Here is a 22,585-nt window from a genome sequence, read left to right as displayed (position 1 = left end):
GAGTTCTCAAATGAGATCGCGGTCAACTGTGGGAGCGGGCTTGCTCGCGAAGACGTCAGTCCAGTCAACACACCATCAAGGGCCAATCACAACCCCGACTTCAACCGACTGAACGCCCGGATCAACGCCCGGTTGAATGCCTTGCCATTGTCATTCTTGCTGTACAGCAAAGCCTTGACCGCGGCCGGTGGATACGTCCCCGGATCATTGCGGATCGCCGGGTCGATCAAGCCATCGGCCGCCGTGATCGCATTGGCGTAATGGATGGTGTCGGTGATCGGCGCGATCACTTGCGGGGTCATCAGGTAGTCCATCAAGGCAAGAGCGGCCTTCGGATGCGGCGCATCCCTGGGAATGACCATGGCATCAAACCAGATCAACGTGCCCTCCTTCGGAATCCGGTACTTGAGCGAATAGGGTTTGCCCGCTGCCTCGGCCTGGCCCGCCGCGATGCCCACGTTGCCGTTCCACGACATCGCCACGCAGGTGTTGCCGTTGGCCAAGTCGCTGATGTTCAGGTCGTTGTCGAAGTAGCGAATGTACGGCCGAATCTTCGCCAGTTGCTGCTCGGCGAGTTTCAGGTCGTCGAGGTTCTGGCGATTGATGTCCAGCCCCATGTACTTCATGACCGCCGCAAACACTTCATTGGGATCGTTGAGCAGGCTCACCCCGCAATCGGCGAATTTCGAGACCACGGCCGGGTCGAACAGCATCGCCCAACTGTCGGTCGGCGCGTCGGCCAGGCGCTGTTTCACGGCCTGTTCCTGATAACCCACGCCCGTGGTGCCCCAGGCGTAGATCCCGGCATAGCGGTTGCCCGGATCGAACATCGCCATGTGCTGGCGGAACTCCTCGCCGACACCGGCGAAATGCGGCAGTTGCTGCTTGTCGACCGTCTGCACCGCACCACTCTCGATGGCGCGCGACAGGTGCTGCCCCGCCGTCAATACCAGGTCGTAGCCACTGTGGCCGGTGAGCAACTTGGTCTCGACGGTTTCCAGGGAGTCGAAGTGATCGACCACCACATGAATGCCGGTTTTTTCCTCGAAGTTTTTCAGGGTGTCCGGGGCCAGGTACTCGCCCCAGATATACAGGTTGACCACCGGCTTGGCGGTGTCGGCGGCCTGCACACACAGGGGTGCAAGCACCAGCAGTATTGCTTGAGTCAGTTTGTGCAGGCCCATGGTCAGACTCCCTTTTTGTTGCAAGCAGTGCCGGCGTACTGCGGCATGGTGATGCACGCGACGTTGCCGCCGCCGAGGAGGATTTCCCGGGAGTTTTCGATGCCGACGATGCTGTGTTTCGGAAACAGCTCGGCCAGGGTCGCCAGCGCCACCTTGTCGTTGCGATCACCAAACAGCGGCACCACGATGGCGCTGTTGCCGGCGTAGTAATTGATGTACGACGCGCAGATCTTCGTCCCGGCCTGGCGGGTATGGGTGCTGTCCTGCTGGTCCAGCCCTTCGGCTTCTTCGGCCGTCCATTGCAGCACATCCGGCTGCGGCAGCTTGTGCACGATCAGCTCGCGGCCGCGACTGTCGCGGGTGCTGCGCAGGATGTCATAGGCTTCCTGATAGATTTCCCACTGCGGGTCGTCGCGGTTGTCGGTCCATTGCAGCACCACTTCACCGGGGCGCACGAAGCAGGCGAGGTCGTCGACGTGGCCATCGGTTTCGTCGAACTTGCAGCCCCGCGGCAGCCAGATCACCTGCTCGGCGCCGAGGTAGTCGGTCAGGCGACGGGTGACTTCGTCCTTGCCCAGATGCTGGTTGCGGTTACGGTTGAGCAAGCATTGCTCGGTGGTGAGGATGCTGCCCTGGCCATCGCTCTGGATGCCGCCCAGTTCGGCAATCAAGGGGGCGCGATAGCGGTCAAAGCGTTCGATTTCGAGGATCTTGCTCGCGATCTGGTCGTCCTTGTCCCACGGGTAGTACAGGCCGCCGTCGAGTCCGCCGTAGGCATTGAATTCAAAGTCGACGCCGCGCACTTCGCCGCTCTGGTCATTGACCACAAAGCACGGGCCGCTGTCGCGGAACCAGGTGTCGTTGCAGGTCATTTCCACCACACGCACCTGCGGCGGCAACTGGCGGCGCGCGGTGGCGAACTGTGCCGCCGAGGCGCACACGGTGACCGGTTCGCTCATGGAAATGGCGGTGACGATCTGCACCCAGACTTTCTGCGCAGGCTTGGCGCCGTTGCGCCAGACGTCGGTGCGCTCCGGCCAGCCGAGCCAGCAACCGGACTTGGCTTCGAATTCGCCGGGCAGACGGAAACCGTCCTGTTTGGGAGTGGTGTCGAGCAAACGGGCCATGGTCAAACCTCTTCATCAGGGATTGGAATGACCACAGGCTAAGGGCGTTGGTGACAGGCTCGCCAACGATGATTATTTCGGAATACTTGAATTCAACTCATCAATCGAGCAACTGATCGTTGAACCATTCCAGCATCTGCGCGACTGCCGGACGTTCCAGCCGCACCCGTTCGCACACCAGTGCGTATTGGCCCAGGGCGGTCATGCTCGAGGTAAACGGCCGTACCAGCCGACCGCTGAGCAAGTCCTCCTGGGCCGTCAGGTTGTCCCCCATGGCCACGCCCTGCCCTTGCGCCGCCGCCTCCAGCGCAAGCCCGGCGTGGGCGAAATACAACTGGCGGTCGGGGCGCTGGTCGCCGGCGTGGCTGGTGAGCCACGCAGTCCAGGTCTTGCCGTCCTGGTCGTCGTGCAGCAGGCAATGGCGGGCCAGGTCCTTCGGGGTTTTCAGCGAGCCCAGGTTGAACAGGCCGGGGCTGCACACCGGGAAGAATTGCAACGCCGGCAGCGGCCGGACGAAATACGCGCTGCTGTCCACCGGGCCGGTGCCGTAGGTGATCGCCAGGTCGATGTCTTCCCCCGGCGCCGTGGCGTCGATCGGTTGTTCGTACAGGTGCAGGGTGATGTGCGGATAGCGCGCATAGAAATCCGTGAGACGGCTCATCAGCCACTTTTGCGCCAGCTCGGCGGTCACCGCCAGACGCAGCACCGCGAGCGATGAAGGATCGCGCAGCTCATCGCAGGCATCGCCAATCAGTTCGAACGCCTGTTGCAAACTCTGCATCAGGCGCCCGGCGGCCAGGGTCGGGCGAATCTGCCGGCCTTCGCGCACGAACAGCGGCACACCGAGCTGCTCCTCGAGCTGACGAATCTGGTGGCTGACCGCACTGTCGGTGACACACAACTCGGCCGCCGCCCGGCCGAAATGGGCATGGCGGGCGGCGCATTCGAAGGTTCGCAGGGCTGCCAGGGAAGGTAGTCGTCGCATCAGGTCGTGTCCCGGTTTCGAGGCGGACATGCTGACTTGGCCTGTGGCAGGCGTCCAGTGGGACCGCGTTATCGTTCTTCGCGAGCAGGCTCGCTCCCACAGGGGATCGCATTCAAAATGTGGGAGCGGGCTTGCTCGCGAATGGGCCGGCCCACTCACCACAAATCCACCTTCCCATCACCTTCCCTTATGGACCATGACATCCACCCGCACCCGGCACATGCTGGACGTGACCCGCGCACAAAGCGGCGAAGCCGAAATCACCCTGGCTTTTCGCGCCTGTCCACTCACGCTAAGGGTCTAGGCTGTCCCGGGTACGCTCAAGACAGCCGGAGGCTCCCATGCAACTCGAAGGTTCCTGCCATTGTGGCGCGGTGTCGTTCAGCCTGACCTGCGCCCACCCCTACCCGTACCAGCGTTGCTACTGCTCGATCTGCCGCAAGACCCAGGGCGGTGGCGGCTATGCGATCAACCTCGGTGGCGATGCCGCCAGCCTCAAGGTGCGCGGGCGCAAGCACATCGCGATTTACCATGCGCGGCTCAAGGAAGAAGGCGACAAACGCGCCCACAGCAGCAGCGCCGAGCGGCATTTCTGTGCGGTCTGCGGCTCGGGCCTGTGGCTGTTCAGCCCGCAGTGGCCGGAATTGATTCACCCGTTCGCTTGCGCCATCGACACACCACTGCCGGTGCCGCCGGAGCACACGCACCTGATGCTCGGCTCGAAAGCACCGTGGGTGGAGGTCCAGGCGCAGCCCGGGGATCAGCAGTTCGATCTGTACCCTGAAGAATCCATCGCCCAGTGGCATCAGCGTCTCGGCCTGGCTCGCTGAGAACAATTATCAATTTTTTCAGGCGGCAGTTCCCCTTTGCATTTTTCGTTCGGTTAACCCCTCAGAAGCACTTCAACTACCGATCGATTCGATGCAAAGGGATCCCCATGTCGCACCCGCTTGTCGCCCGTTTCCGTTTTGCCCTGTGCCCTCTGGCGCTGGCCCTGCCCGCCGCCCTGATGAGCCTCGCCGCCCACGCCGCTGAAACCGATGCCGAGAAGAAGCCGGCGAAGGACGACGGCGTACTGCAGCTGGGCGCAACGAACATTTCCGCCCAGGCGCTGGGCGCCACCACCGAAGGCACCCACTCCTACACCACCGGTTCAACGTCTTCGGCCACCGGCCTGCCCCTGTCGATCCGCGAAACGCCGCAATCGGTGACCGTCATCACCCGCCAGCAGATGGACGACCGCGGCGTGCAGACCATCGGCGACGCGCTGCGCAACACCCCCGGCATTTCGACGCAGAAGTACGACAGTGACCGCACCGAGTTTTCCGCCCGTGGCTTTGCCATCACCAACTTCCAGTACGACGGCATCAACATCCCGTATGACGGCGTCTACGGTGAAAACCCCAGCAATGGCGACGACGCCTCCAGCCTGGACCGCATCGAAATCGTCAAGGGTGCGACCGGCCTGATGACCGGTTCGGGCGACCCGTCCGCCACCGTCAACCTGATCCGCAAGAAGCCGACCAAGGAATTCAAGGCGTCGATCAGCGGCACCGTCGGTTCGTGGGATGCCTATCGCAGCGTCGGTGACATTTCCGGTTCGCTGAACGATTCCGGCAGCGTGCGTGGCCGTTTTGTCGGCGCCTATTCCGACAAGAACTCCTACCAGGATCACTACAGCCAGAAGAAGGACCTGTTCTACGGCGTCCTCGAAGCCGACCTGACACCCGACACCCTGCTGACCTTCGGCATCGACAAGTCCAGCGCCACCCCGCGAGGCTCGTCCTGGACCGGCAACCCGGTGTACTTCTCGGACGGCGGCCGTACCGACTTCCCGCGTCACTTCAACCCGGGCGCCGACTGGAGTCGTCGCGACTTCGACGACATCACCTACTTCGCCTCCCTGGAACAGGCCCTGGCCAACGACTGGACGTTCAAGGCCACGTTCGACCAGAAAACCACCGATCACGACACTCGCCTGGCCTCGGCCAGTGGCGGCAACCCGGACCGTGCCACCGGTGAAGGCATGTTTCTGTACTGGGGTCGCTGGGAAGGTCATCGCGTGCAAAACACCGCTGACGTGAACGTCACCGGCCCCTTCTCCCTGGGTGGTCGCGAGCATGAACTGGTGGCCGGCTTCATGGCCTCCCACTCGCGCCAGACCGGCGCGACCTTCGACACCAGTGCCTTCGCCATGGTCCCGGGGAGCATCTACGACTGGAACGGCGATCTGCCGGAACAGGACTTCCCGAAAAACGGCAAGTACGAACGCACCCAAAGCCAGAACGGCCTGTACCTGGCCACGCGCCTACACGCGACCGATGACCTGTCGATCATCCTCGGCAGCCGCTTGAGCACCTTCAAGTACAACGAAGACTATTCGTACTATCCGGGTGCGGGACTCGATGATACCCATGCCAGCTACAAGGAGCATGGCGTGGTCACGCCTTATGCCGGTGTGGTGTATGACCTGGACGACACCTACTCGGCCTACGCAAGCTACACCAGCATTTACCAGCCGCAAACCTACAAGGACATCAACGGTTCGACCCTGGCACCGGTCGAAGGCGACAGCTACGAAGCCGGCCTGAAAGCCGCCTACTTCGAAGGGCGACTGAATGCCAGCCTGGCCTTCTTTCGCATCGAGCAAGACAACCTCGCTGAATCGATCGGCACCAACCCGGTGACCAACGAAGGCATCTACAACGCCGTTGACGGCGCGACCACCAAAGGCGTGGAGCTGGAATTGGCCGGTGAATTGGCCGAAGGCTGGAACGTGTCGGCCGGCTACACCTACGCCCGCACCCGTGACGCCGATGAACAGCGCATCTTCGGCTTCCCGCTGTCCACCAGCAAACCGGAACACGTCGTGCGTACGTTCACCACCTACCGCCTGCCCGGCGCACTGGACAAGGTGACCATCGGCGGCGGCATCAGTTGGCAGAGCGCGTTCTACGGCAAGATCTACAGCCCGACCGTGGGCGACTACACCCGCATCAAGCAAGGCGGATACACCCTCGTCGACCTGATGAGCCGCTACCAGTTCAACGAGAACCTGAGCTTCACCGTCAACGCCAACAACGTCTTCGACAAACGCTACCTGACGGGCCTGGGCAACTTCGACACCACGTACTACGGCGAACCACGCAACGTGATGTTGACCACCACGTGGGATTTCTGAAGCTGAAGACCTGACAAAAAAGCCAGTCAGTCAAGCACAATACCTGTGGGAGCGGGCTTGCTCGCGAAAGCGGTGCGTCAGGCAGCATCAATATTTACTGTTGCGCAGTCTTCGCGAGCAAGCCCGCTCCCACACTGGATCCCGGCGTTTATGAGATCCCATGTGGGAGCGCGTCAGAACCGCACCAGTTGATCAGGCTGCGGCCGGTACGCCGCTATGGAAACGGAATTCCACATCCGGGGATTCGATCAGTTCCTGTTCGGCGGCGCGGACCTTGTCGATCACCTGGGCGATGTCCCTGGCGTCACCATACTGGTAGGCCAGTTTCAGGTATCCCTGGAAATGCCGGGCCTCGCTCTTGAGCAGGCCGAAATAGAACTTGCCCAGTTCTTCGTCCAGATGCGGCACCAGTGCTTCGAAACGCTCGCAACTGCGGGCCTCGATAAAGGCGCCCACCACCAAGGTGTCCACCAGTTTCACCGGCTCGTGACTGCGCACCACCTTGCGCAGACCCGACGCATAGCGCCCGGCGGACAGCTGGCGCAACGCAATCTTGCGGCGCTTCATCAGGCGCATGACCTGCTCGTGGTGCACCAGTTCTTCACGGGCCAGGCGCGACATCATGTTGATCAGGTCGACGTGGGAATGGTACTTGGCGATCAGGCTCAACGCGGTGCTGGCGGCCTTGAATTCGCAGTTCTTGTGGTCGATCAGCAAGGTTTCCTGATCGGCCAGCGCGGCTTGAACCCAGCCGTCGGGAGTGCGGCAGCCAAGGAACTCGTGAATTTCGGGAAGGATCATGGGGCTCACGGACAAATAGGTTCAAAACGAAGGGCGCCGATTATACCGGCCTGCCCGCAGACCACCAGTCGCCAACCGTTGATATGCATCAAGTCCCCGAATCGCAGGCAGCAACTATAGTTGTGCAACGCCGTGCTTTTTTATTTTCAGGAGATCGCGCTCATGCAAGCCGTACGCAGCATTCTGGTGGTCATCGACCCCGAACACTCCGAAAGCCTCGCGCTCAAGCGGGCGAAGCTGATCGCCGGCGTGACCCAGGCGCAGTTGCATCTGCTGGTGTGCGACCCCAAGCATGATCACAGTGGCATGTTGGGTGTGCTCAAGGCCGCTTTACAGGGAGACGGATACAACGTCACCACTGAGCAGGCCTGGAACCAGAGCCTGCATCAAACCATCGTCGATGTGCAGCAAGCCGAAGGCTGCGGTCTTGTGGTAAAGCAGCACTATCCCGACAGCGCCCTGAAAAAGGCCCTGCTGACACCCGAGGACTGGAAGTTGCTGCGCCAATGCCCCTCCCCGGTACTGCTGGTGAAAACCGCTGGCTCATGGAAAGACAAAGTGATCCTGGCAGCCATCGACGTCGGCAACACCGACCTCGAACACCGCCACCTGCACAACACCATCATTGATCATGGCTATGACATCGCAACCCTGGCCAAGGCCCGTTTGCACGTGATCAGCGCCCACCCGTCGCCGATGCTGTCGTCGGCCGACCCGACCTTTCAACTCAGCGAAACCATCCAGGCGCGCTACCGTGAGCAATGCAAGTCGTTCCAGGCCGAGTTCGACATCGACGATGATCACCTGCACATCGAGGAAGGTCCGGCGGACGTGTTGATTCCGTTCATGGTGCACAAGCTGCAGGCGGCCGTGATCGTCATCGGCACCGTGGCGCGTAGCGGGTTGTCAGGCGCGTTGATCGGCAATACGGCGGAAGTGGTGCTCGATGCGGTTGAAAGTGACGTATTGGTGCTCAAGCCGCAGGAGATCGAAGATCATCTTGAGGAGATTGCCGGCAAGCACTGAGATATGTGGTGATTGAAAGGCCGTCTTCGCGAGCAAGCCCGCTCCCACACTGGATCTTCAGCAGACACAACTTTTGTGTACGACCGAGGAAAATGTGGGAGCGGGCTTGCTCGCGAAGCTTTTTAACAATTTAGCCTTCAAACGCATCCTTCAGAAACCCCGGCGCAATGTAGCGCTGGTAATGCGCCTCGGAGAGCAGGAAAAATTCCCGATCAATGGCATCGCGCAGTTCCGGCAGGTTCCAGTCGCGAAACTCCGGCAGCAACACCATCCCGTAGGCTTCCAGGTTGTTGATCACCCGCGCCCCCCGGGCGATCAACTGGTAGGCCCAGCAATATTCCGACTGATGGGGTACGAAACGGATCTTGCGTTGCTCCAGCTGCATCCGCAGCTGCGCCGGATCGAAAATTTCCACCTTGGCGGCCATCACTTGCGACAGCAATTGCTCAAGACGCAGCCATACAGCGCGCTTTTCCTCCTCGTTGTAACCGTTCCAGTGGATCACTTCGTGGTGGAAACGCTTGCAGCCACGGCACACCAGGTCACCGTAAACAGTGGAGCAAAGGCCGACGCACGGCGTCTTGATGGTCTGATTGGGCATAGGTAGGCAAAACGCGAAAAAGCAGAACAGGCCGGCATGTTAGTCCTTTGTCCACCATTGATCACCCCTCAAAGTTCAGGGCCATGGGTAAATCGGCGTTTACCGGCCGCCACCAAAGTCCAATAAAACCTGACTTACCTTAAATTTTTTTTTGCCGTAGAATCAGCCTGCCTTTTTAGGCGCCAATGTCCGTTAGAAGCTGTTTTCAAAGCGTCACGAGCACAGTCGTTCCTTCAGAGCGGTGTTGGCGAGGGGTTTTTCCAGCGGGGAAAAGCCCAACGCCAACCCTCATCAGCTCCCGTTCTGCAGGCGTAAAACTTTGAAAGCAGCTTCTGTAAGGAATTGTCGGTAATTCTGGCTAAGTGGCTCACAACGCCATGCAGCGCATGAGTACGGCAATTTCGGGATGAGCGTCCCGGACACCCATTTGGGACCACTGATGAGGGTAATAACTGTGCTTGAAGCCTACCGCAAACATATCGAAGAGCGCGCAGCACTGGGTATCGTTCCCCAGCCGCTTAACGCCGAACAAACTGCAGGCCTGGTCGAGCTGCTGAAAAATCCCCCGGCTGGCGAAGAAGCATTCCTCGTTGACCTGATCACCGACCGCGTTCCGCCAGGCGTGGACGAAGCGGCCTATGTCAAGGCCGGCTTCCTGTCCGCCATCGCCAAAGGCGAAGCCAAATCCCCCCTGATCGACAAGAAGCGCGCTGTTGAACTGCTCGGCACCATGCAGGGCGGCTACAACATCGTGACCCTGGTTAACCTGCTGGACGACGCCGAACTGGCGCCAGTAGCTGCCGAAGAACTCAAGCACACCCTGCTGATGTTCGATGCCTTCCACGACGTCGCTGAAAAAGCCAAGAACGGTAACGTTCACGCCAAAGGCGTGCTGCAATCCTGGGCTGACGGCGAGTGGTTCGTGAAGCGCCCGACCCTGGCCGACAAGATCAGCCTGCGCGTGTTCAAGGTCACCGGCGAAACCAACACCGACGACCTGTCCCCTGCGCCTGATGCCTGGTCCCGTCCGGACATCCCGCTGCACGCCCTGGCCATGCTGAAAATGGCTCGCGACGGCATCGTGCCTGACGTACAAGGCGTCACCGGCCCGATGAAGCAGATCGAAGAAATGCGCAACGCCGGCTTCCCGATCGCCTACGTCGGCGACGTGGTCGGTACCGGTTCTTCGCGTAAATCGGCCACCAACTCGGTGCTGTGGTTCTTCGGCGACGACGTTCCTTACGTGCCGAACAAGCGTGCCGGCGGTTTCTGCTTCGGCAGCAAGATCGCTCCGATCTTCTACAACACCATGGAAGATGCCGGCGCACTGCCAATCGAATTCGACGTTTCCAACATGCACATGGGCGACGTGATCGACCTGTACCCGCATGCTGGCAAAGTCTGCAAGCACGGCACCGACGAAGTCCTGACCACCTTCGAAATGAAGACCCCGGTCCTGTTGGACGAAGTTCGCGCCGGCGGCCGTATTCCGTTGATCATCGGCCGCGGCCTGACCGAGAAGGCTCGCGCCGAGCTGGGTCTGCCACCTTCGACCCTGTTCAAGAAGCCTGAAGCACCGGCTGAAAGCACCAAGGGCTTCACCCTGGCACAGAAAATGGTCGGCAAGGCTTGCGGCGTGACCGGCGTCCGTCCGGGCACCTACTGCGAACCGAAGATGACCACCGTGGGCTCCCAGGACACCACAGGTCCCATGACCCGTGACGAACTGAAAGACCTGGCGTGCCTGGGCTTCTCGACCGATCTGGTGATGCAGTCCTTCTGCCACACCGCGGCTTATCCAAAGCCGATCGACGTGACCACCCACCACACCCTGCCTGACTTCATCATGACCCGCGGCGGCGTTTCCCTGCGTCCGGGCGACGGCATCATCCACTCGTGGCTGAACCGCATGCTGCTGCCAGACACCGTCGGTACCGGTGGTGACTCCCACACCCGTTTCCCGATCGGCATCTCGTTCCCGGCCGGTTCCGGTCTGGTTGCGTTCGCCGCAGCCACCGGCGTCATGCCGCTGGACATGCCTGAGTCGATCCTGGTTCGCTTCAAAGGCGAACTGCAGCCAGGCGTCACCCTGCGTGACCTGGTTCACGCCATTCCTTACTACGCGATCCAGGCTGGCCTGTTGACCGTAGAGAAGAAAGGCAAGAAGAACGCCTTCTCCGGTCGCATCCTGGAGATCGAAGGTCTGCCTAAACTGACCGTAGAACAAGCGTTCGAACTGTCTGACGCCTCGGCTGAACGTTCGGCTGCCGGTTGCACCATCCAGCTGTCCAAAGAGTCGATTGCCGAATACCTGCAGTCCAACATTACCCTGCTGCGCTGGATGATCGGCGAAGGCTACGGCGATGCACGTACTCTGGAACGTCGTGCTCAAGCGATGGAAGCCTGGCTGGCCAACCCTGAGCTGCTGGAAGCGGACAAGGACGCCGAATACGCCGAAGTCATCGAGATCGACCTGGCCGACATCAAGGAGCCTGTACTGTGCGCGCCGAACGACCCGGACGACGCTCGCCTGCTCTCCAGCGTTGCTGGCGAGAAGATCGACGAAGTGTTCATCGGTTCGTGCATGACCAACATCGGTCACTTCCGCGCTGCCGGCAAGTTGCTGGAACAGGTCAAGGGTCAGTTGCCAACCCGTCTGTGGCTGTCGCCGCCGACCAAGATGGACGCTCACCAGCTGACCGAAGAAGGCTACTACGGCATCTACGGCAAGGCCGGCGCGCGCATGGAAATGCCGGGCTGCTCGCTGTGCATGGGTAACCAGGCACGTGTAGAGCCGAACTCGACCGTTGTGTCGACTTCGACCCGTAACTTCCCGAACCGTCTGGGTGACGGCGCGAACGTCTACCTGGCTTCGGCTGAGCTGGCGTCCGTGGCTTCCATCCTGGGTCGCCTGCCGACCGTCGAGGAGTACATGGAATACGCTGGCAAGATCGACAGCATGGCGGCCGATGTCTACCGCTACCTGTCCTTCGACCAGATCGCCGAGTTCCGTGAAGCTGCTGCGAACGCCAACATCCCGGTCGTTCAAGCCTAACGCTGCAACGCAATGAAAAACGCCGCCCATCGTGAGATGAGCGGCGTTTTTTTATGCATCCAGTTCAAACACCAAAAACCCTGTGGGAGCGGGCTTGCTCGCGAAGGCGGTGGGTCAGTCAACATCAATGCTGAATGTCATGACGCCTTCGCGAGCAAGCCCGCTCCCACAGGGTTATGCGTTCGGCTTCAGGGCTTGTTGCACTGCGCCATCAACACTTAGCCCGCTCAGGACCACTCCGTTAGCCTTCACCTGCGACAACACCGCCAACGCCGCTTGTGCGTCGTCCTTCAGGCGCGCCAGGATCAGGCACGGGCCTTCCTCATGCACATGCACGAAAAACGCCTGCAACGCCTCAATGCTGGTGCCATCCAGATCCGGCGACTCCTCCAGACTGAGAATCACCGTATGAATCGGCGTTTGCGAATGCCGGATCAAGTGCAAGGCAGCGCCGAGAATCCGCTCGACATTGGCAAAAAACAACGCCTCACCCGGCCGCACAATCAACACACCAGGCACGACCTGGGCCGCTGGATGGCGTTGCAGGTCGACAAAGTCGTGACCGCCATCGATGCGCCCGAGAATCTGGATATCCGCCGCCGACAGTTGCTTGAGCATCAGCAACACACTGATCGCCACCGCCACCAGCAAGCCATCCAGCACACCCAGTAGCAATACCGCACCCACGGCGCAGATCACCAGCAAGCGGTCACGGCGCCAGATGAAATAGCGTCCCAGCGGTTGCAGGCTCAAGCCACGCCCCAACGCATGGATAACGATGGCGGCGAGAATCGGTTCCGGAGTCAGGGCGATATACGGCAGCACCGTCAGGACAATGAGCAGCACCACCAGCGCCGCCACGATCCCGGACAGGCGTGAAGTGGCGCCGGCAGCCTCATTGGCCGAGGTCGCCGAATACCCCGCGCCCGCCGGCATGCCGTGGAACAGACCGGACAGCAGGTTGGAAGCACCCAGCGCCAGCAGGTCGCGGTTCGAGGTGACGCGATCACCGTGCTTGAGCGCATAGGCACTGATCGAGCCATACGACTCGGCATACAAAATCATCACCATGGCGAACGCCAACTCACCCAGACGCAACCAGTCGGCAAACGGCAGTACCGGCAGCTTCGGCACCTCCAGGCTCAGGTCGATCAAGCCGATCAGCTTCACGCCATAGGCCGGCAGGTCCAGCCACTGCCCCGCCGCGATGCCGATCACCACCACCAGCAAACCACCCGGCAGGTGCCGGAACCGCGCGAACAGCCATAACAAGGTCAACGCCACGGCGCCGACCGTGGCTGCGACCCAGTTCCATTGCGGCAGTTGCTCCAGCAATTGCGGCAGAAAACCCACCAGGTTGGCTTCGGTCAGATGCACGCCAACCACGCTGGCGACCTGCTTGAGAATGATGGTCAGCGCCAGGCCAAAGGCAAAACCACGCAGCACCGGCTTGGCGATGAACGAGGTCACGCTGCCGAGCTTGAACAGCCCGGCCAGCAGGAAAAACGCCCCGGTCACCAGCACCAGGCCGATAGCCAGGGTCGAGCGAAGCTCAGGGTCGCCATTGGCCAGGGTGGCGGTCGCGGCGGCCAGCACGGCGGCGGAGGATGAAGTGGCCGAGACAATGGCGAAGCGGCTGCTGCCCAAGAGTCCATAACACAACAACCCGGCAAACAAGGCAATCACCCCGGCCTGGGGCGCCAGTGCGGCGATGCTTGAATAGGCGACGGCTTCGGGCAACAACAGGCCGGCTATCGACAACCCGGCCAACAGGTCCTGCCAACGGTTGGGTTGCTCGGTGGGGTTTGCGTTGGGGGCGCTCGACAATCGAATGTCTCCAGGCGAAAAAAAGCCGCTGCACGTTTCACGTGCAGCGGCCACTGTAGCTGAAAATCAAAGGATCGCAGCCTGCAGGAGCTGCCGAAGGCTACGATCTCCTGATCTTACGCGCTCAACGAATAAATCAACGCCGTGATCGCCACCAGGCCCACCGCCGTCACGAAGACGTTGGACGCCTGACCGCGATAGCGTGCCATCGCCGGCACCTTGCGAATGGCGTACATCGGCATCAGGAACAGGATCGCCGCGATCACCGGGCCACCGAGGGTTTCGATCATGCCCAGGATGCTCGGGTTCAGCGTGGCGACGATCCAGCACACCACCAGCATGAACGCGGCGGTCATGCGGTCCAGGGCCTTGGCGGACGGACGCTTGCCGCTCTTGACGATCAGCCCCTTGAGACCTTCGCTGGCGCCGATGTAGTGCCCCAGGAACGACTTGGAGATGGCCACGAAGGCAATCAACGGCGCCGCGAAGGCGATGGTCGGATTGCTGAAGTGGTTGGCCAGGTACGACAGGATCGACAGGTTCTGCGCCTTGGCTTCAGCCAGTTGCGCTGGCGACAGGGTCAGCACGCAACTGAAGACGAAGAACAGCACCATCGCCACCATCAACAGGTGCGCCCGGGACAGGATCTGCGAGCTGCGCTCCTCGGCGTGATCGCCGTAGCGACGCTTCTGGTCCACGGCGAAGGCCGAGATGATCGGCGAATGGTTGAACGAGAACACCATCACCGGGATCGCCAGCCACAGGGTGTGCAACAGCGCCGACGGTGCCGGCACGCTGCTGGCGGTGGTCAGGATGCCGCCGTTCCAGTGCGGAACCAGGTACACCGCCAGGAACAGCAGGGCGACGATGAACGGATAGACCATCAGGCTCATGGCCTTGACGATCAGTTGCTCACCGCAACGCACCACCGCCAGCAGGCCGAGGATCAGCACCAGCGACAGCACGGCGCGCGGCGGCGGCGTGATGTGCAGTTGATGCTCGAGGAAGCTGCCCACGGTGTTGGTCAGGGCCACGCTGTAGATCAGCAGGATCGGGAAAATGGCGAAGAAGTACAGCAAGGTGATCAGCGCACCGGCCTTGATGCCGAAATGTTCTTCCACCACTTCAGTGATGTCGGCGCCTTCGCGACCGGACAACACAAAACGGGTCAGCCCGCGGTGCGCGTAGAACGTCATCGGGAAGGCCAGCAACGCCAGGATCAGCAGCGGCCAGAAACCGCCGAGGCCCGCATTGATCGGCAAAAACAGGGTGCCCGCACCAATCGCCGTGCCAAACAGGCCCAGCATCCACGTGGTGTCCTGGCGATTCCAGCTCGAAAGCGTTGCGGGTGTTGCTGCTACATAGCGTTTGTTGACGCTATTGGCCTGATCATTCATCCGGTGGGATCTCCACATTCCGGTCACTTGCCACCCGGTCAGAACGCGTCGGAATACCCGACAGGCAGCGCCCTGACCGGAACAGGGGCGCGATTCTGGAGGATTAGTGAACAGAAGCAAAGACTTAGGTGAGGAACGGTGGTACCAGATTGACGAAAGTCCCCCCTTGTGGGAGCGGGCTTGCTCGCGAAGACAGCGGCACATTCAGCATTGATGTGTCTGACACACCGCATTCGCGAGCAAGCCCGCTCCCACAGGTTTCTGTTTGTTTTCGAGATCTCCATCGGCATTTCATCATCCGCACTTGATAAAGGTCTACCATCATGTATTTTTAAACAACCTGCATTCCTCCTGGAGTCTTCCCATGCCACTGGTTCGCGTCGACATCAAAAAACATCAGGACCCCACCCACGCCAAACGCATCGGCCAACTGATCTACGCCGCCATGCACAGCACCATCGGCGTGCCGGAGAACGATAATTTTCAGATACTCGCCGAACACGATGAGCAGCATTTCATCTTTGATCCCGGTTATCTGGGTATCGACCGCACGGACCAGTTGGTGGTGATCCAGATCACCATGAGCGAGGGGCGAACCGTCGAGCAGAAAAAACGCCTCTACAGAACCATCGCCGAAAGCCTTCACACAGAGCTGGGCGTGCGTCTGGAGGACGTTTTCATCAATCTGGTGGAAGTCAAAAAAGAGAACTGGTCGTTCGGCAACGGAATTGCCCAATACGCCCTCTGATATTCAACCTGAAATCGAGAAAGACCCATGCCCCGCGTTTCCCGCAAACAAGCCGACCTCAACCGCGAGACCATCGTCGATGCCGCCACGCGGCTGTTCCGCGAACGCGGTTTGCACGGGATCAGCGTGGTCGATGTGATGGCCGCCGCAGGCCTGACCCACGGCGGCTTCTACGGGCACTTCGAATCCCGCGAAGCCCTGGCGCAGGAGGCCAGTGGCCGGGCTTTCGAGCAAGCCGCGCAACGCTGGCAAGCACGGGTGGCCGATCAGGAGAGCAAGGACACCGCCCGCCGCGCCGTGGTCGAAACGTACCTGTCCAGCGAAAGCCGGGACAATCCGGGTGACAGCTGCCCGGTAGTGGCCTTTGCCGGGGACATGTGCCACGAGGCCGCCGAGAGCGGTTTGCGTCAAACCTATCTGCTGGGCCTGAACAACCTGCTCGATTCCCTGGGCTCACTGCTCGACACCGAAGACGAGGCCGACAAACGGCAACAGGCGCTGGTCCAGTATTCGCTGATGTTCGGCGCGCTGATGTTGTCCCGGGCGACCCGCGGCGATCCACTGTCGGATGAAATTCTCGAGGCGGCCCGGGCAGCACTCTCAGCATCGAAATAAAAGGTCCTTCACGCATTCCCGGAACCTGTAGGAGCCAGCCTGCTGGCGATGGACTCAAACGCGCCGCGTTTATCCAGTTCCCACGCGTTATCGTTAACGACCATCGCTGCGATGCGGCGACCCGACAAGCCAGCTCCCACAAAGGACCGTGCCCACGCTGAAACTGTAGGAGCCAGCCTGCTGGCGATGGACTCAAGTGCGCCGCGTTTATCCGGTTCACACGCGTTATCGTTAACGACCATCGCCGGCGGTTGCCAAGCTATCCTGAAATCAGCAATCTCAAGTGAAGTTCGAGCCGTTTTTCCGATGCCCACAGGGAGCCAAGCATGCCTGTAACCGTTCTGGTACTGGTTGAAACCATCAATGATTACCTGCCTATCCTCGAACATCAGGGCTTCCACCTGATACTGGCCCCGACGCCCGCCGAGCGTGCCGAAGCCATCGCCCGCCACGCCGGGCAGATCGACGCCGTCCTGACCCGTGGACCATTGGGGCTGCATGCCGATGAAATCGCGGCGCTACCCAAACTCAAGATCATCTGCGTGATCGGCGCCGGTTATGAACACGTCGACCTGCAGGCCGCCGCTGACCGGGGCATCACTGTCACCAATGGTGCCGGAGTCAACGCCTCGTCCGTCGCCGACCATGCCATGGCGCTGCTGCTATCGCTGGTCCGTGATGTGCCCCGCTGTGACGCCGCCGTTCGGCGCGGCGAGTGGCCGAAGATCATGCGCCCTTCCCTCGCGGGCAAACGCCTGGGCATCCTCGGCCTCGGCGCGGTCGGCATGGCCATCGCCAAGCGTGCTGGCGCCGGCTTCGACATGAGCATCTGCTACCACAATCGCCAACGTCGCCGCGATGTGCCCTACACGTTCTGCTCGACGCCGACCGAACTGGCGCGCGCCTCGGACTTCCTGATCGTCGCCACGCCAGGCGGGCTGGGCACCAAGCACCTGATCAATCGCCAGGTCCTCGACGCCTTGGGCCCCAAGGGTTTTATCGTCAACATTGCCCGGGCCAGCGTGATTGCCACCACCGACCTGATCACCGCCCTGGAGCAACGCCGGATCGCCGGCGCCGCGCTGGATGTGTTCGACGCCGAACCGAAGGTGCCGGATGCGCTCAAGACCCTGAGTAACGTGATCCTCACACCCCATGTCGCCGGACTGTCCCCGGAAGCCACCCAGGGCACCGTCGAACTGGTGGGCAAGAACCTCCTGGCGTTTTTCTCCAGCCAACCGGTGCTGACGCCGATCGACTTGCCGCCGGCCATGAGTCGGGTCGTTCATTGAGGGCAATTCAAACAGCTGTATCAAAAACAATGATTGGCCGGCAACACGCTCACCTATAAGAGCCGATCGCGGTTGTGGGTGCGGGGTGTGCGCATTAGATTAGCCAATAGTTTCAGGCCTCCAGAATAAGCAGAAGGGATAAGCATGGCGCTTACTGACCAGTCCACCCGTATCCGCACCGGCGAAGAGCTCGATGCCAGCCTGATCGATCCATACCTCAAGGCCCATATACCGGGGCTCAGCGGTTTGCCGAAGATCAGCCAGTTCCCGGGCGGCGCGTCGAACCTCACTTACTTGCTGGAATACCCCGAGCAGGAATTCGTCCTGCGTCGACCGCCCTTTGGCCACAAGGCCAAGTCGGCTCACGACATGGGCCGTGAATTCCGCATCCTCAATCAACTGCGCGACGGATTTCCGTACTGCCCGAAAGCCTACGTGCACTGCACCGACGAATCGGTGATCGGTGCCGAGTTCTACGTGATGGAACGGGTCAACGGCATCATCCTGCGCTCCGACCTGCCGCCGGAGCTGGGGCTGGACGCGGCGAAAACCCAAGCCCTGTGCAAGAGCTTCATCGACAAATTCGTCGAACTGCACCAGGTCGACTACAACGCCTACGGCCTGGGTGACCTCGGCAAGCCCGAAGGCTACGTGGCGCGCCAGATCAAAGGCTGGAGCGATCGCTACGAGAAGGCCCTGACCCCCGATGCGCCACAATGGCAAACGGTGAAAGCCTGGCTCAACGACAAGATGCCGGCCGACCACCCGACCTCCAGCATCGTGCATAACGACTACCGCTTCGACAACGTCATCCTCGACCCGAACAACCCGATGCAGATCATCGGCGTGCTCGACTGGGAACTGACCACCCTGGGCGATCCGCTGATGGACCTGGGCAACACCCTCGCCTACTGGATCGAAGCCGATGATCCGGCACCGGTGCAGATGATGCGCCGCCAGCCAAGCCACGCGCCGGGCATGTTGACCCGCCGCGAGTTCGTCGATTACTACGCCCAACGCTCGGGCATCCAGATCGACAATTTCGATTTCTACTACACCTACGGCCTGTTCCGCCTGGCCGGCATCGTGCAGCAGATCTACTACCGCTTCTACCACGGCCAGACCCAGGACAAACGCTTCGCGCAGTTCATTCACATGAACAAGCTGCTGGAGCAGATGAGCTTGCAGGTGATCCAGAAATCCAGCCTGTGACCCTGATTCTGTTCGATTACACACAACCCCTGTAGGAGCGAGCTCGCTCGCGAAGATCGTGAACGATAACACCCGTTCACTGACCAGACGCAGCAAGCCGCCCCTACCCAACAGCCTCAGCGACACCCCGGCATTTGACTCGATAACAAGACTTTCTAAAAGGGAATCCCATGTCCAAGACTCAGTTGTTCGACCTCGACGGCAAGATCGCTTTCGTCTCCGGCGCCAGCCGTGGCATCGGTGAAGCCATCGCCAAACTGCTGGCCCAGCAAGGCGCCCACGTGATCGTCTCCAGCCGCAAGCTCGAAGGCTGTCAACACGTCGCCGACGCCATCATCGCCGCCGGCGGCAAGGCCACCGCGATCGCCTGCCACATCGGCGAAATGGAACAGATCAGCCAGGTCTTCGCCGGCATCAAGGAACAGTTCGGCCGCCTCGACATCCTGGTCAACAACGCCGCGACCAACCCGCAGTTCTGCAACGTCCTGGACACTGACCTCAGCGCCTTCCAGAAAACCGTCGACGTGAACATCCGCGGCTACTTCTTCATGTCGGTCGAAGCCGGCAAGCTGATGCGCGAAAACGGCGGCGGCAGCATCATCAACGTTGCTTCGATCAACGGCGTTTCACCGGGGATCTTCCAGGGCATCTACTCGGTGACCAAGGCGGCGGTGATCAACATGACCAAGGTGTTTGCCAAGGAGTGCGCGCAGTTCGGGATCCGTTGCAATGCCCTGTTGCCGGGTCTGACCGATACTAAATTCGCCTCGGCACTGGTGAAAAACGAAGCCATTCTGAACACCGCCTTGCAGCAGATTCCGCTCAAGCGGGTGGCGGATCCGAGTGAAATGGCGGGGGCGGTGCTTTACCTCGCCAGCGATGCTTCGAGCTATACCACTGGGGTTTCGTTGAATGTCGATGGTGGGTTTCTGTCCTGATGCGAGTCAGCGAATGAAACAGGAAAGGCAACCCGTGCTGGCTTCTTGCTGATCCAGAATATGAAAAAAAGGCAGCCGATTGGCTGCCTTGCGAGCGGGAGCCCCTGTTATGCAGCGGGCTCATGACACTGCCGTTTTTTAACTATGCGCAATAATTGTTTAGCGAGCAAATTAAGACGGTCGACCAAAAAGCAAAACATCTTCCCGCGCCGTATATACAGATGAATAATCAAAAGTTAGCGTATCTAAAACATAACCGACAGCTGGAGATGAAAAGGTCCACTCCACCCTTCCATTAATTACAGGAAACGACCGATTCAAAGGAGGATTAAAGATGAACTCATTAGGGCTATTTTTGACATATATGCTCGACACTCCAGCTGAAACCTCCACACTTAAAGAATACGGCCTATCAGGTAAAATAAAATCGGTAAGATCAAGAAGCTCCTTTCCATTCACATAGTACTTTGGAACTATCTGCCTAATAACAGGCAACACCAGCATTTCACTGAATCCTGCCCCACGGAATCCGAGTTCATAACTCCCCGACTTCGTGAAAGAACCAGTAACCTGCCAACTATAGACAACAGACTCTGTGTTTATTTGCGGCCGAAATTCCAGATCCCCCGACTCAATTCCATCTCCTTTGATCCATTGTAGCCTCAACGGGTACCCGGCCAACGGGCTATACAACTTCGGGACCAATGTAAATGTATGCCATTCTCTCCTCAGGTTCGGGATGTCAACATTGGAAATCTCCTTACCGTCCATCAAAACATTTACTTCGTCAGCCAGATTATTCGACAACAACTTGCTGATTGGAAGAGTAATAGGCGTAGTCATGCCCTTACCCAACAACTTCAATTCAAAAGCACCGCTTTTGGTGTTCCCCACTACGTCCCACCGATAGCCAGTTTGCTCACTGCCAAATGCAGGCGAACTGGCTAAATTGGCGGGACTGAGCCCACCTTTGACTGCAAAGGTCAAACTGACCGGAAGGCCAGCGAGTAGACTGCCGGGTTTTGGAGTCAACGTGACAGTTTTCGGTTTATCCCGGAAAAACCAATTGCCCTCCGCGGGCACCGCTACACCATCAATCTTGACATTAGCTTCATCCGCCAGGTTGTTGGACAGCAACTTGCTGATTGGCAAGGTAATTGGTGTAATCATGCCCTGCCCTGAGAGTTTCAGTTCAAAAGTACCGCTGTTGGTATTCCCCGTCACCCTCCAACTATGCATAGTTTGCTCAGAGCCAAAGCCTGGTGCACTCACCACGTTGGCAGGATTAAGGTTGCTTTTTATTGTGCAGGTCAACGTGACCGGTAAGCCTGCCAATGGACTATCTGACTTGGGTCTCAGTGTGACGATCTGGGCTTGATTACGGATAAACCAATTACCTCCGTCCGGTACAGCGACGCCGCCAATGTTGACAACAGCTTCGTCAGCTAAATGGTTCGACAGCAACTTACTGATTGGCAGGGTAATAGGCGTAGTCATGCCCTTTCCCGACAGCTTCAGCTCGAAAGTACCGCTTTTGGTATACCCCGTCACTCTCCAACTATACGTGGGTTGCTCACTGCCGAAGGCCGGTGCACTCACCACGTTGGCGACATCCAGGCCACTTTTGATTGCGCAGGTCAGCTTGACCGGAAGGCCGGCCAGCGGGCTGCCTGATTTGGGAGTCAACGTCACCGTTTGCACCTTGCCCCGGTAAAACCAATTACCCCCGGCAGGCACGGCGACGCCGCCGATCTTCACGTCTGCCTCATCCGCCAGGTTGCTCGAAATCACCAGGCTTCGGTGCTCCCACGACTCCAGCACTTCCCTGCTGAAAAACACCAGGGTGACACGGCCGCTCTTGCCAGTGTCCGGCGTAATCTTCCAAGTGAACTTGCCATCGACGGGGGCCACCCAATTGCCAAAATCCGGCGATGCAGCGATGCTCAAACCGCCATCCTCAGACAGCCCCAGATTCAACGCCCTGGCGATTGCGGGTGGGGCCTCCACCGTCACTACGTTCTCCTGCCCACGGAGCAAAACAGGTGCCGTACCCCATTCCACTTTATTACCATTGATCAACAACGTGGCTTGGTCCCAAAGGCTTGATGCAACGGATGCAGCTTTTAATTCGTCGGTCATGACGACGTTTCCTTTTTAGCGTTGGACAAAAAACAGTCCATTCACTATCAGGAAAAATCGATATACCGAAAACTGCCAGAACTGACAGGGCTACTAGACCAAGCTGCGATAAAAACCGCTGATGGCCTACAAGTCGTTCACGTTTTTCAAGGTGACTGAATCGGCGCCGTACCTCGGCAGAAATGCATCGAGTCGGCCACGGCCTCGGCAGGCGTGGCGCCAATCAGCAGATCTCGGGTCCCGCTCTACCCAGGGCGACGATGAAAGCAATCACCATCACCCCGAGCAGGTCGAGGTTGCTGCACATCGCGCCCGGGTTTACTGCGTAACGCAACGAGTCGTGGTGGTGACTCGGGTCACCTCGCCATTTTCAGCGCGCACATCGCCCAGTACATCGGTTTTATCCATGGCCTGGCAGGTGCGTACAGGAGGGGGTGGCGTGACCGCTGGAGGGGGT

At 59.9% G+C, this 22,585-nt stretch carries 17 protein-coding genes; 9 read left to right on the top strand and 8 right to left on the bottom strand.

Annotated elements, in window-relative coordinates; genetic code table 11:
• Nucleotides 1-86: 86 nt before the first annotated feature.
• The 3 genes from BSF40_RS23430 to BSF40_RS23420 form a co-directional block, all read right to left on the bottom strand.
• Entirely contained in the window at nucleotides 87-1,184 is a 1,098-nt protein-coding gene (locus BSF40_RS23430) for an extracellular solute-binding protein (protein WP_095966969.1), read from the bottom strand.
• Nucleotides 1,185-1,186: 2 nt separating this feature from the next.
• The gene (gene aguA, locus BSF40_RS23425; RefSeq protein WP_095966968.1) at nucleotides 1,187-2,311 is read right to left on the bottom strand and encodes an agmatine deiminase; all 1,125 of its coding nucleotides are present in this window, start codon (nucleotides 2,309-2,311) and stop codon (nucleotides 1,187-1,189) included.
• Between the two features lie 100 nt (nucleotides 2,312-2,411).
• On the bottom strand, nucleotides 2,412-3,296 hold the full coding sequence (locus tag BSF40_RS23420) for a LysR substrate-binding domain-containing protein (RefSeq protein WP_095967103.1): 885 nt from the start codon (nucleotides 3,294-3,296) through the stop codon (nucleotides 2,412-2,414).
• Between the two features lie 341 nt (nucleotides 3,297-3,637).
• On the opposite strand from BSF40_RS23420, the gene BSF40_RS23415 reads away from it, so the two are divergent.
• Both BSF40_RS23415 and BSF40_RS23410 read left to right on the top strand, forming a co-directional pair.
• Nucleotides 3,638-4,126 (top strand): GFA family protein, encoded by a 489-nt coding sequence (locus BSF40_RS23415; RefSeq protein ID WP_095966967.1) that lies wholly within the window; start codon nucleotides 3,638-3,640, stop codon nucleotides 4,124-4,126.
• A gap of 107 nt (nucleotides 4,127-4,233) precedes the next feature.
• The gene (locus tag BSF40_RS23410; protein ID WP_095966966.1) at nucleotides 4,234-6,477 is read left to right on the top strand and encodes a TonB-dependent siderophore receptor; all 2,244 of its coding nucleotides are present in this window, start codon (nucleotides 4,234-4,236) and stop codon (nucleotides 6,475-6,477) included.
• A 192-nt stretch (nucleotides 6,478-6,669) separates the two neighbouring features.
• Here the strand turns inward: BSF40_RS23410 and BSF40_RS23405 are convergent, their stop codons facing one another.
• Entirely contained in the window at nucleotides 6,670-7,278 is a 609-nt protein-coding gene (locus tag BSF40_RS23405) for a tRNA-(ms[2]io[6]A)-hydroxylase (RefSeq protein ID WP_007976299.1), read from the bottom strand.
• A gap of 162 nt (nucleotides 7,279-7,440) precedes the next feature.
• On the opposite strand from BSF40_RS23405, the gene BSF40_RS23400 reads away from it, so the two are divergent.
• Nucleotides 7,441-8,304, top strand: coding sequence for a universal stress protein (locus BSF40_RS23400; RefSeq protein WP_095966965.1), 864 nt, complete (start codon nucleotides 7,441-7,443; stop codon nucleotides 8,302-8,304).
• A 130-nt stretch (nucleotides 8,305-8,434) separates the two neighbouring features.
• Here the strand turns inward: BSF40_RS23400 and BSF40_RS23395 are convergent, their stop codons facing one another.
• A complete protein-coding gene (locus BSF40_RS23395; RefSeq protein ID WP_095966964.1) occupies nucleotides 8,435-8,905 on the bottom strand; it encodes a DUF1289 domain-containing protein in 471 nt (156 codons plus the stop codon).
• Nucleotides 8,906-9,359: 454 nt separating this feature from the next.
• Here BSF40_RS23395 and acnB point away from each other — a divergent pair, with 454 nt between their 5' ends.
• Entirely contained in the window at nucleotides 9,360-11,960 is a 2,601-nt protein-coding gene (acnB, locus tag BSF40_RS23390; protein WP_095966963.1) for a bifunctional aconitate hydratase 2/2-methylisocitrate dehydratase, read from the top strand.
• Between the two features lie 174 nt (nucleotides 11,961-12,134).
• Here the strand turns inward: acnB and BSF40_RS23385 are convergent, their stop codons facing one another.
• Nucleotides 12,135-13,787: a SulP family inorganic anion transporter gene (locus BSF40_RS23385; protein ID WP_095966962.1), complete on the bottom strand. Its 1,653-nt coding sequence runs from the start codon at nucleotides 13,785-13,787 to the stop codon at nucleotides 12,135-12,137.
• Between the two features lie 116 nt (nucleotides 13,788-13,903).
• Entirely contained in the window at nucleotides 13,904-15,184 is a 1,281-nt protein-coding gene (locus tag BSF40_RS23380) for a serine/threonine transporter (RefSeq protein WP_095966961.1), read from the bottom strand.
• Nucleotides 15,185-15,548: 364 nt separating this feature from the next.
• On the opposite strand from BSF40_RS23380, the gene BSF40_RS23375 reads away from it, so the two are divergent.
• The 5 genes from BSF40_RS23375 (at nucleotide 15,549) to BSF40_RS23350 (ending at nucleotide 19,989) form a co-directional block, all read left to right on the top strand.
• Nucleotides 15,549-15,932 (top strand): tautomerase family protein, encoded by a 384-nt coding sequence (locus BSF40_RS23375; RefSeq protein WP_095966960.1) that lies wholly within the window; start codon nucleotides 15,549-15,551, stop codon nucleotides 15,930-15,932.
• 27 nt (nucleotides 15,933-15,959) lie between these two features.
• The gene (locus BSF40_RS23370) at nucleotides 15,960-16,547 is read left to right on the top strand and encodes a TetR/AcrR family transcriptional regulator (RefSeq protein ID WP_095966959.1); all 588 of its coding nucleotides are present in this window, start codon (nucleotides 15,960-15,962) and stop codon (nucleotides 16,545-16,547) included.
• Between the two features lie 326 nt (nucleotides 16,548-16,873).
• The gene (locus BSF40_RS23360; RefSeq protein ID WP_095966958.1) at nucleotides 16,874-17,839 is read left to right on the top strand and encodes a 2-hydroxyacid dehydrogenase; all 966 of its coding nucleotides are present in this window, start codon (nucleotides 16,874-16,876) and stop codon (nucleotides 17,837-17,839) included.
• 144 nt (nucleotides 17,840-17,983) lie between these two features.
• On the top strand, nucleotides 17,984-19,051 hold the full coding sequence (locus tag BSF40_RS23355) for a phosphotransferase family protein (RefSeq protein WP_095966957.1): 1,068 nt from the start codon (nucleotides 17,984-17,986) through the stop codon (nucleotides 19,049-19,051).
• A gap of 170 nt (nucleotides 19,052-19,221) precedes the next feature.
• Nucleotides 19,222-19,989, top strand: a complete 768-nt coding sequence (locus BSF40_RS23350) for an SDR family oxidoreductase (protein WP_007976320.1) — start codon at nucleotides 19,222-19,224, stop codon at nucleotides 19,987-19,989.
• 171 nt (nucleotides 19,990-20,160) lie between these two features.
• Here BSF40_RS23350 and BSF40_RS23345 read toward each other — a convergent pair whose 3' ends face one another.
• The gene (locus BSF40_RS23345) at nucleotides 20,161-22,128 is read right to left on the bottom strand and encodes a hypothetical protein (RefSeq protein ID WP_095966956.1); all 1,968 of its coding nucleotides are present in this window, start codon (nucleotides 22,126-22,128) and stop codon (nucleotides 20,161-20,163) included.
• Nucleotides 22,129-22,585 lie beyond the last annotated feature (457 nt).

The sequence above is a fragment of the Pseudomonas sp. ACN5 genome, assembly GCF_002303975.1.
GTDB lineage: Bacteria > Pseudomonadota > Gammaproteobacteria > Pseudomonadales > Pseudomonadaceae > Aquipseudomonas > Aquipseudomonas laurylsulfatiphila.
This window is presented reverse-complemented; position numbering and strand designations above follow the sequence as displayed.

Bases quoted from the DNA above. Each gene is read 5' to 3' on its own strand.
- BSF40_RS23405 (WP_007976299.1), bottom strand. From the start codon at position 7,278: ATGATCCTTCCCGAAATTCACGAGTTCCTTGGCTGCCGCACTCCCGAC.
- BSF40_RS23345 (WP_095966956.1), bottom strand. From the start codon at position 22,128: ATGACCGACGAATTAAAAGCTGCATCCGTTGCATCAAGCCTTTGGGAC.
- BSF40_RS23415 (WP_095966967.1), top strand. From the start codon at position 3,638: ATGCAACTCGAAGGTTCCTGCCATTGTGGCGCGGTGTCGTTCAGCCTG.
- BSF40_RS23420 (WP_095967103.1), bottom strand. From the start codon at position 3,296: ATGCGACGACTACCTTCCCTGGCAGCCCTGCGAACCTTCGAATGCGCC.
- BSF40_RS23410 (WP_095966966.1), top strand. From the start codon at position 4,234: ATGTCGCACCCGCTTGTCGCCCGTTTCCGTTTTGCCCTGTGCCCTCTG.
- BSF40_RS23360 (WP_095966958.1), top strand. From the start codon at position 16,874: ATGCCTGTAACCGTTCTGGTACTGGTTGAAACCATCAATGATTACCTG.
- aguA (WP_095966968.1), bottom strand. From the start codon at position 2,311: ATGGCCCGTTTGCTCGACACCACTCCCAAACAGGACGGTTTCCGTCTG.
- BSF40_RS23350 (WP_007976320.1), top strand. From the start codon at position 19,222: ATGTCCAAGACTCAGTTGTTCGACCTCGACGGCAAGATCGCTTTCGTC.
- BSF40_RS23370 (WP_095966959.1), top strand. From the start codon at position 15,960: ATGCCCCGCGTTTCCCGCAAACAAGCCGACCTCAACCGCGAGACCATC.
- BSF40_RS23380 (WP_095966961.1), bottom strand. From the start codon at position 15,184: ATGAATGATCAGGCCAATAGCGTCAACAAACGCTATGTAGCAGCAACA.
- BSF40_RS23375 (WP_095966960.1), top strand. From the start codon at position 15,549: ATGCCACTGGTTCGCGTCGACATCAAAAAACATCAGGACCCCACCCAC.
- BSF40_RS23355 (WP_095966957.1), top strand. From the start codon at position 17,984: ATGGCGCTTACTGACCAGTCCACCCGTATCCGCACCGGCGAAGAGCTC.
- BSF40_RS23430 (WP_095966969.1), bottom strand. From the start codon at position 1,184: ATGGGCCTGCACAAACTGACTCAAGCAATACTGCTGGTGCTTGCACCC.
- BSF40_RS23400 (WP_095966965.1), top strand. From the start codon at position 7,441: ATGCAAGCCGTACGCAGCATTCTGGTGGTCATCGACCCCGAACACTCC.
- BSF40_RS23395 (WP_095966964.1), bottom strand. From the start codon at position 8,905: ATGCCCAATCAGACCATCAAGACGCCGTGCGTCGGCCTTTGCTCCACT.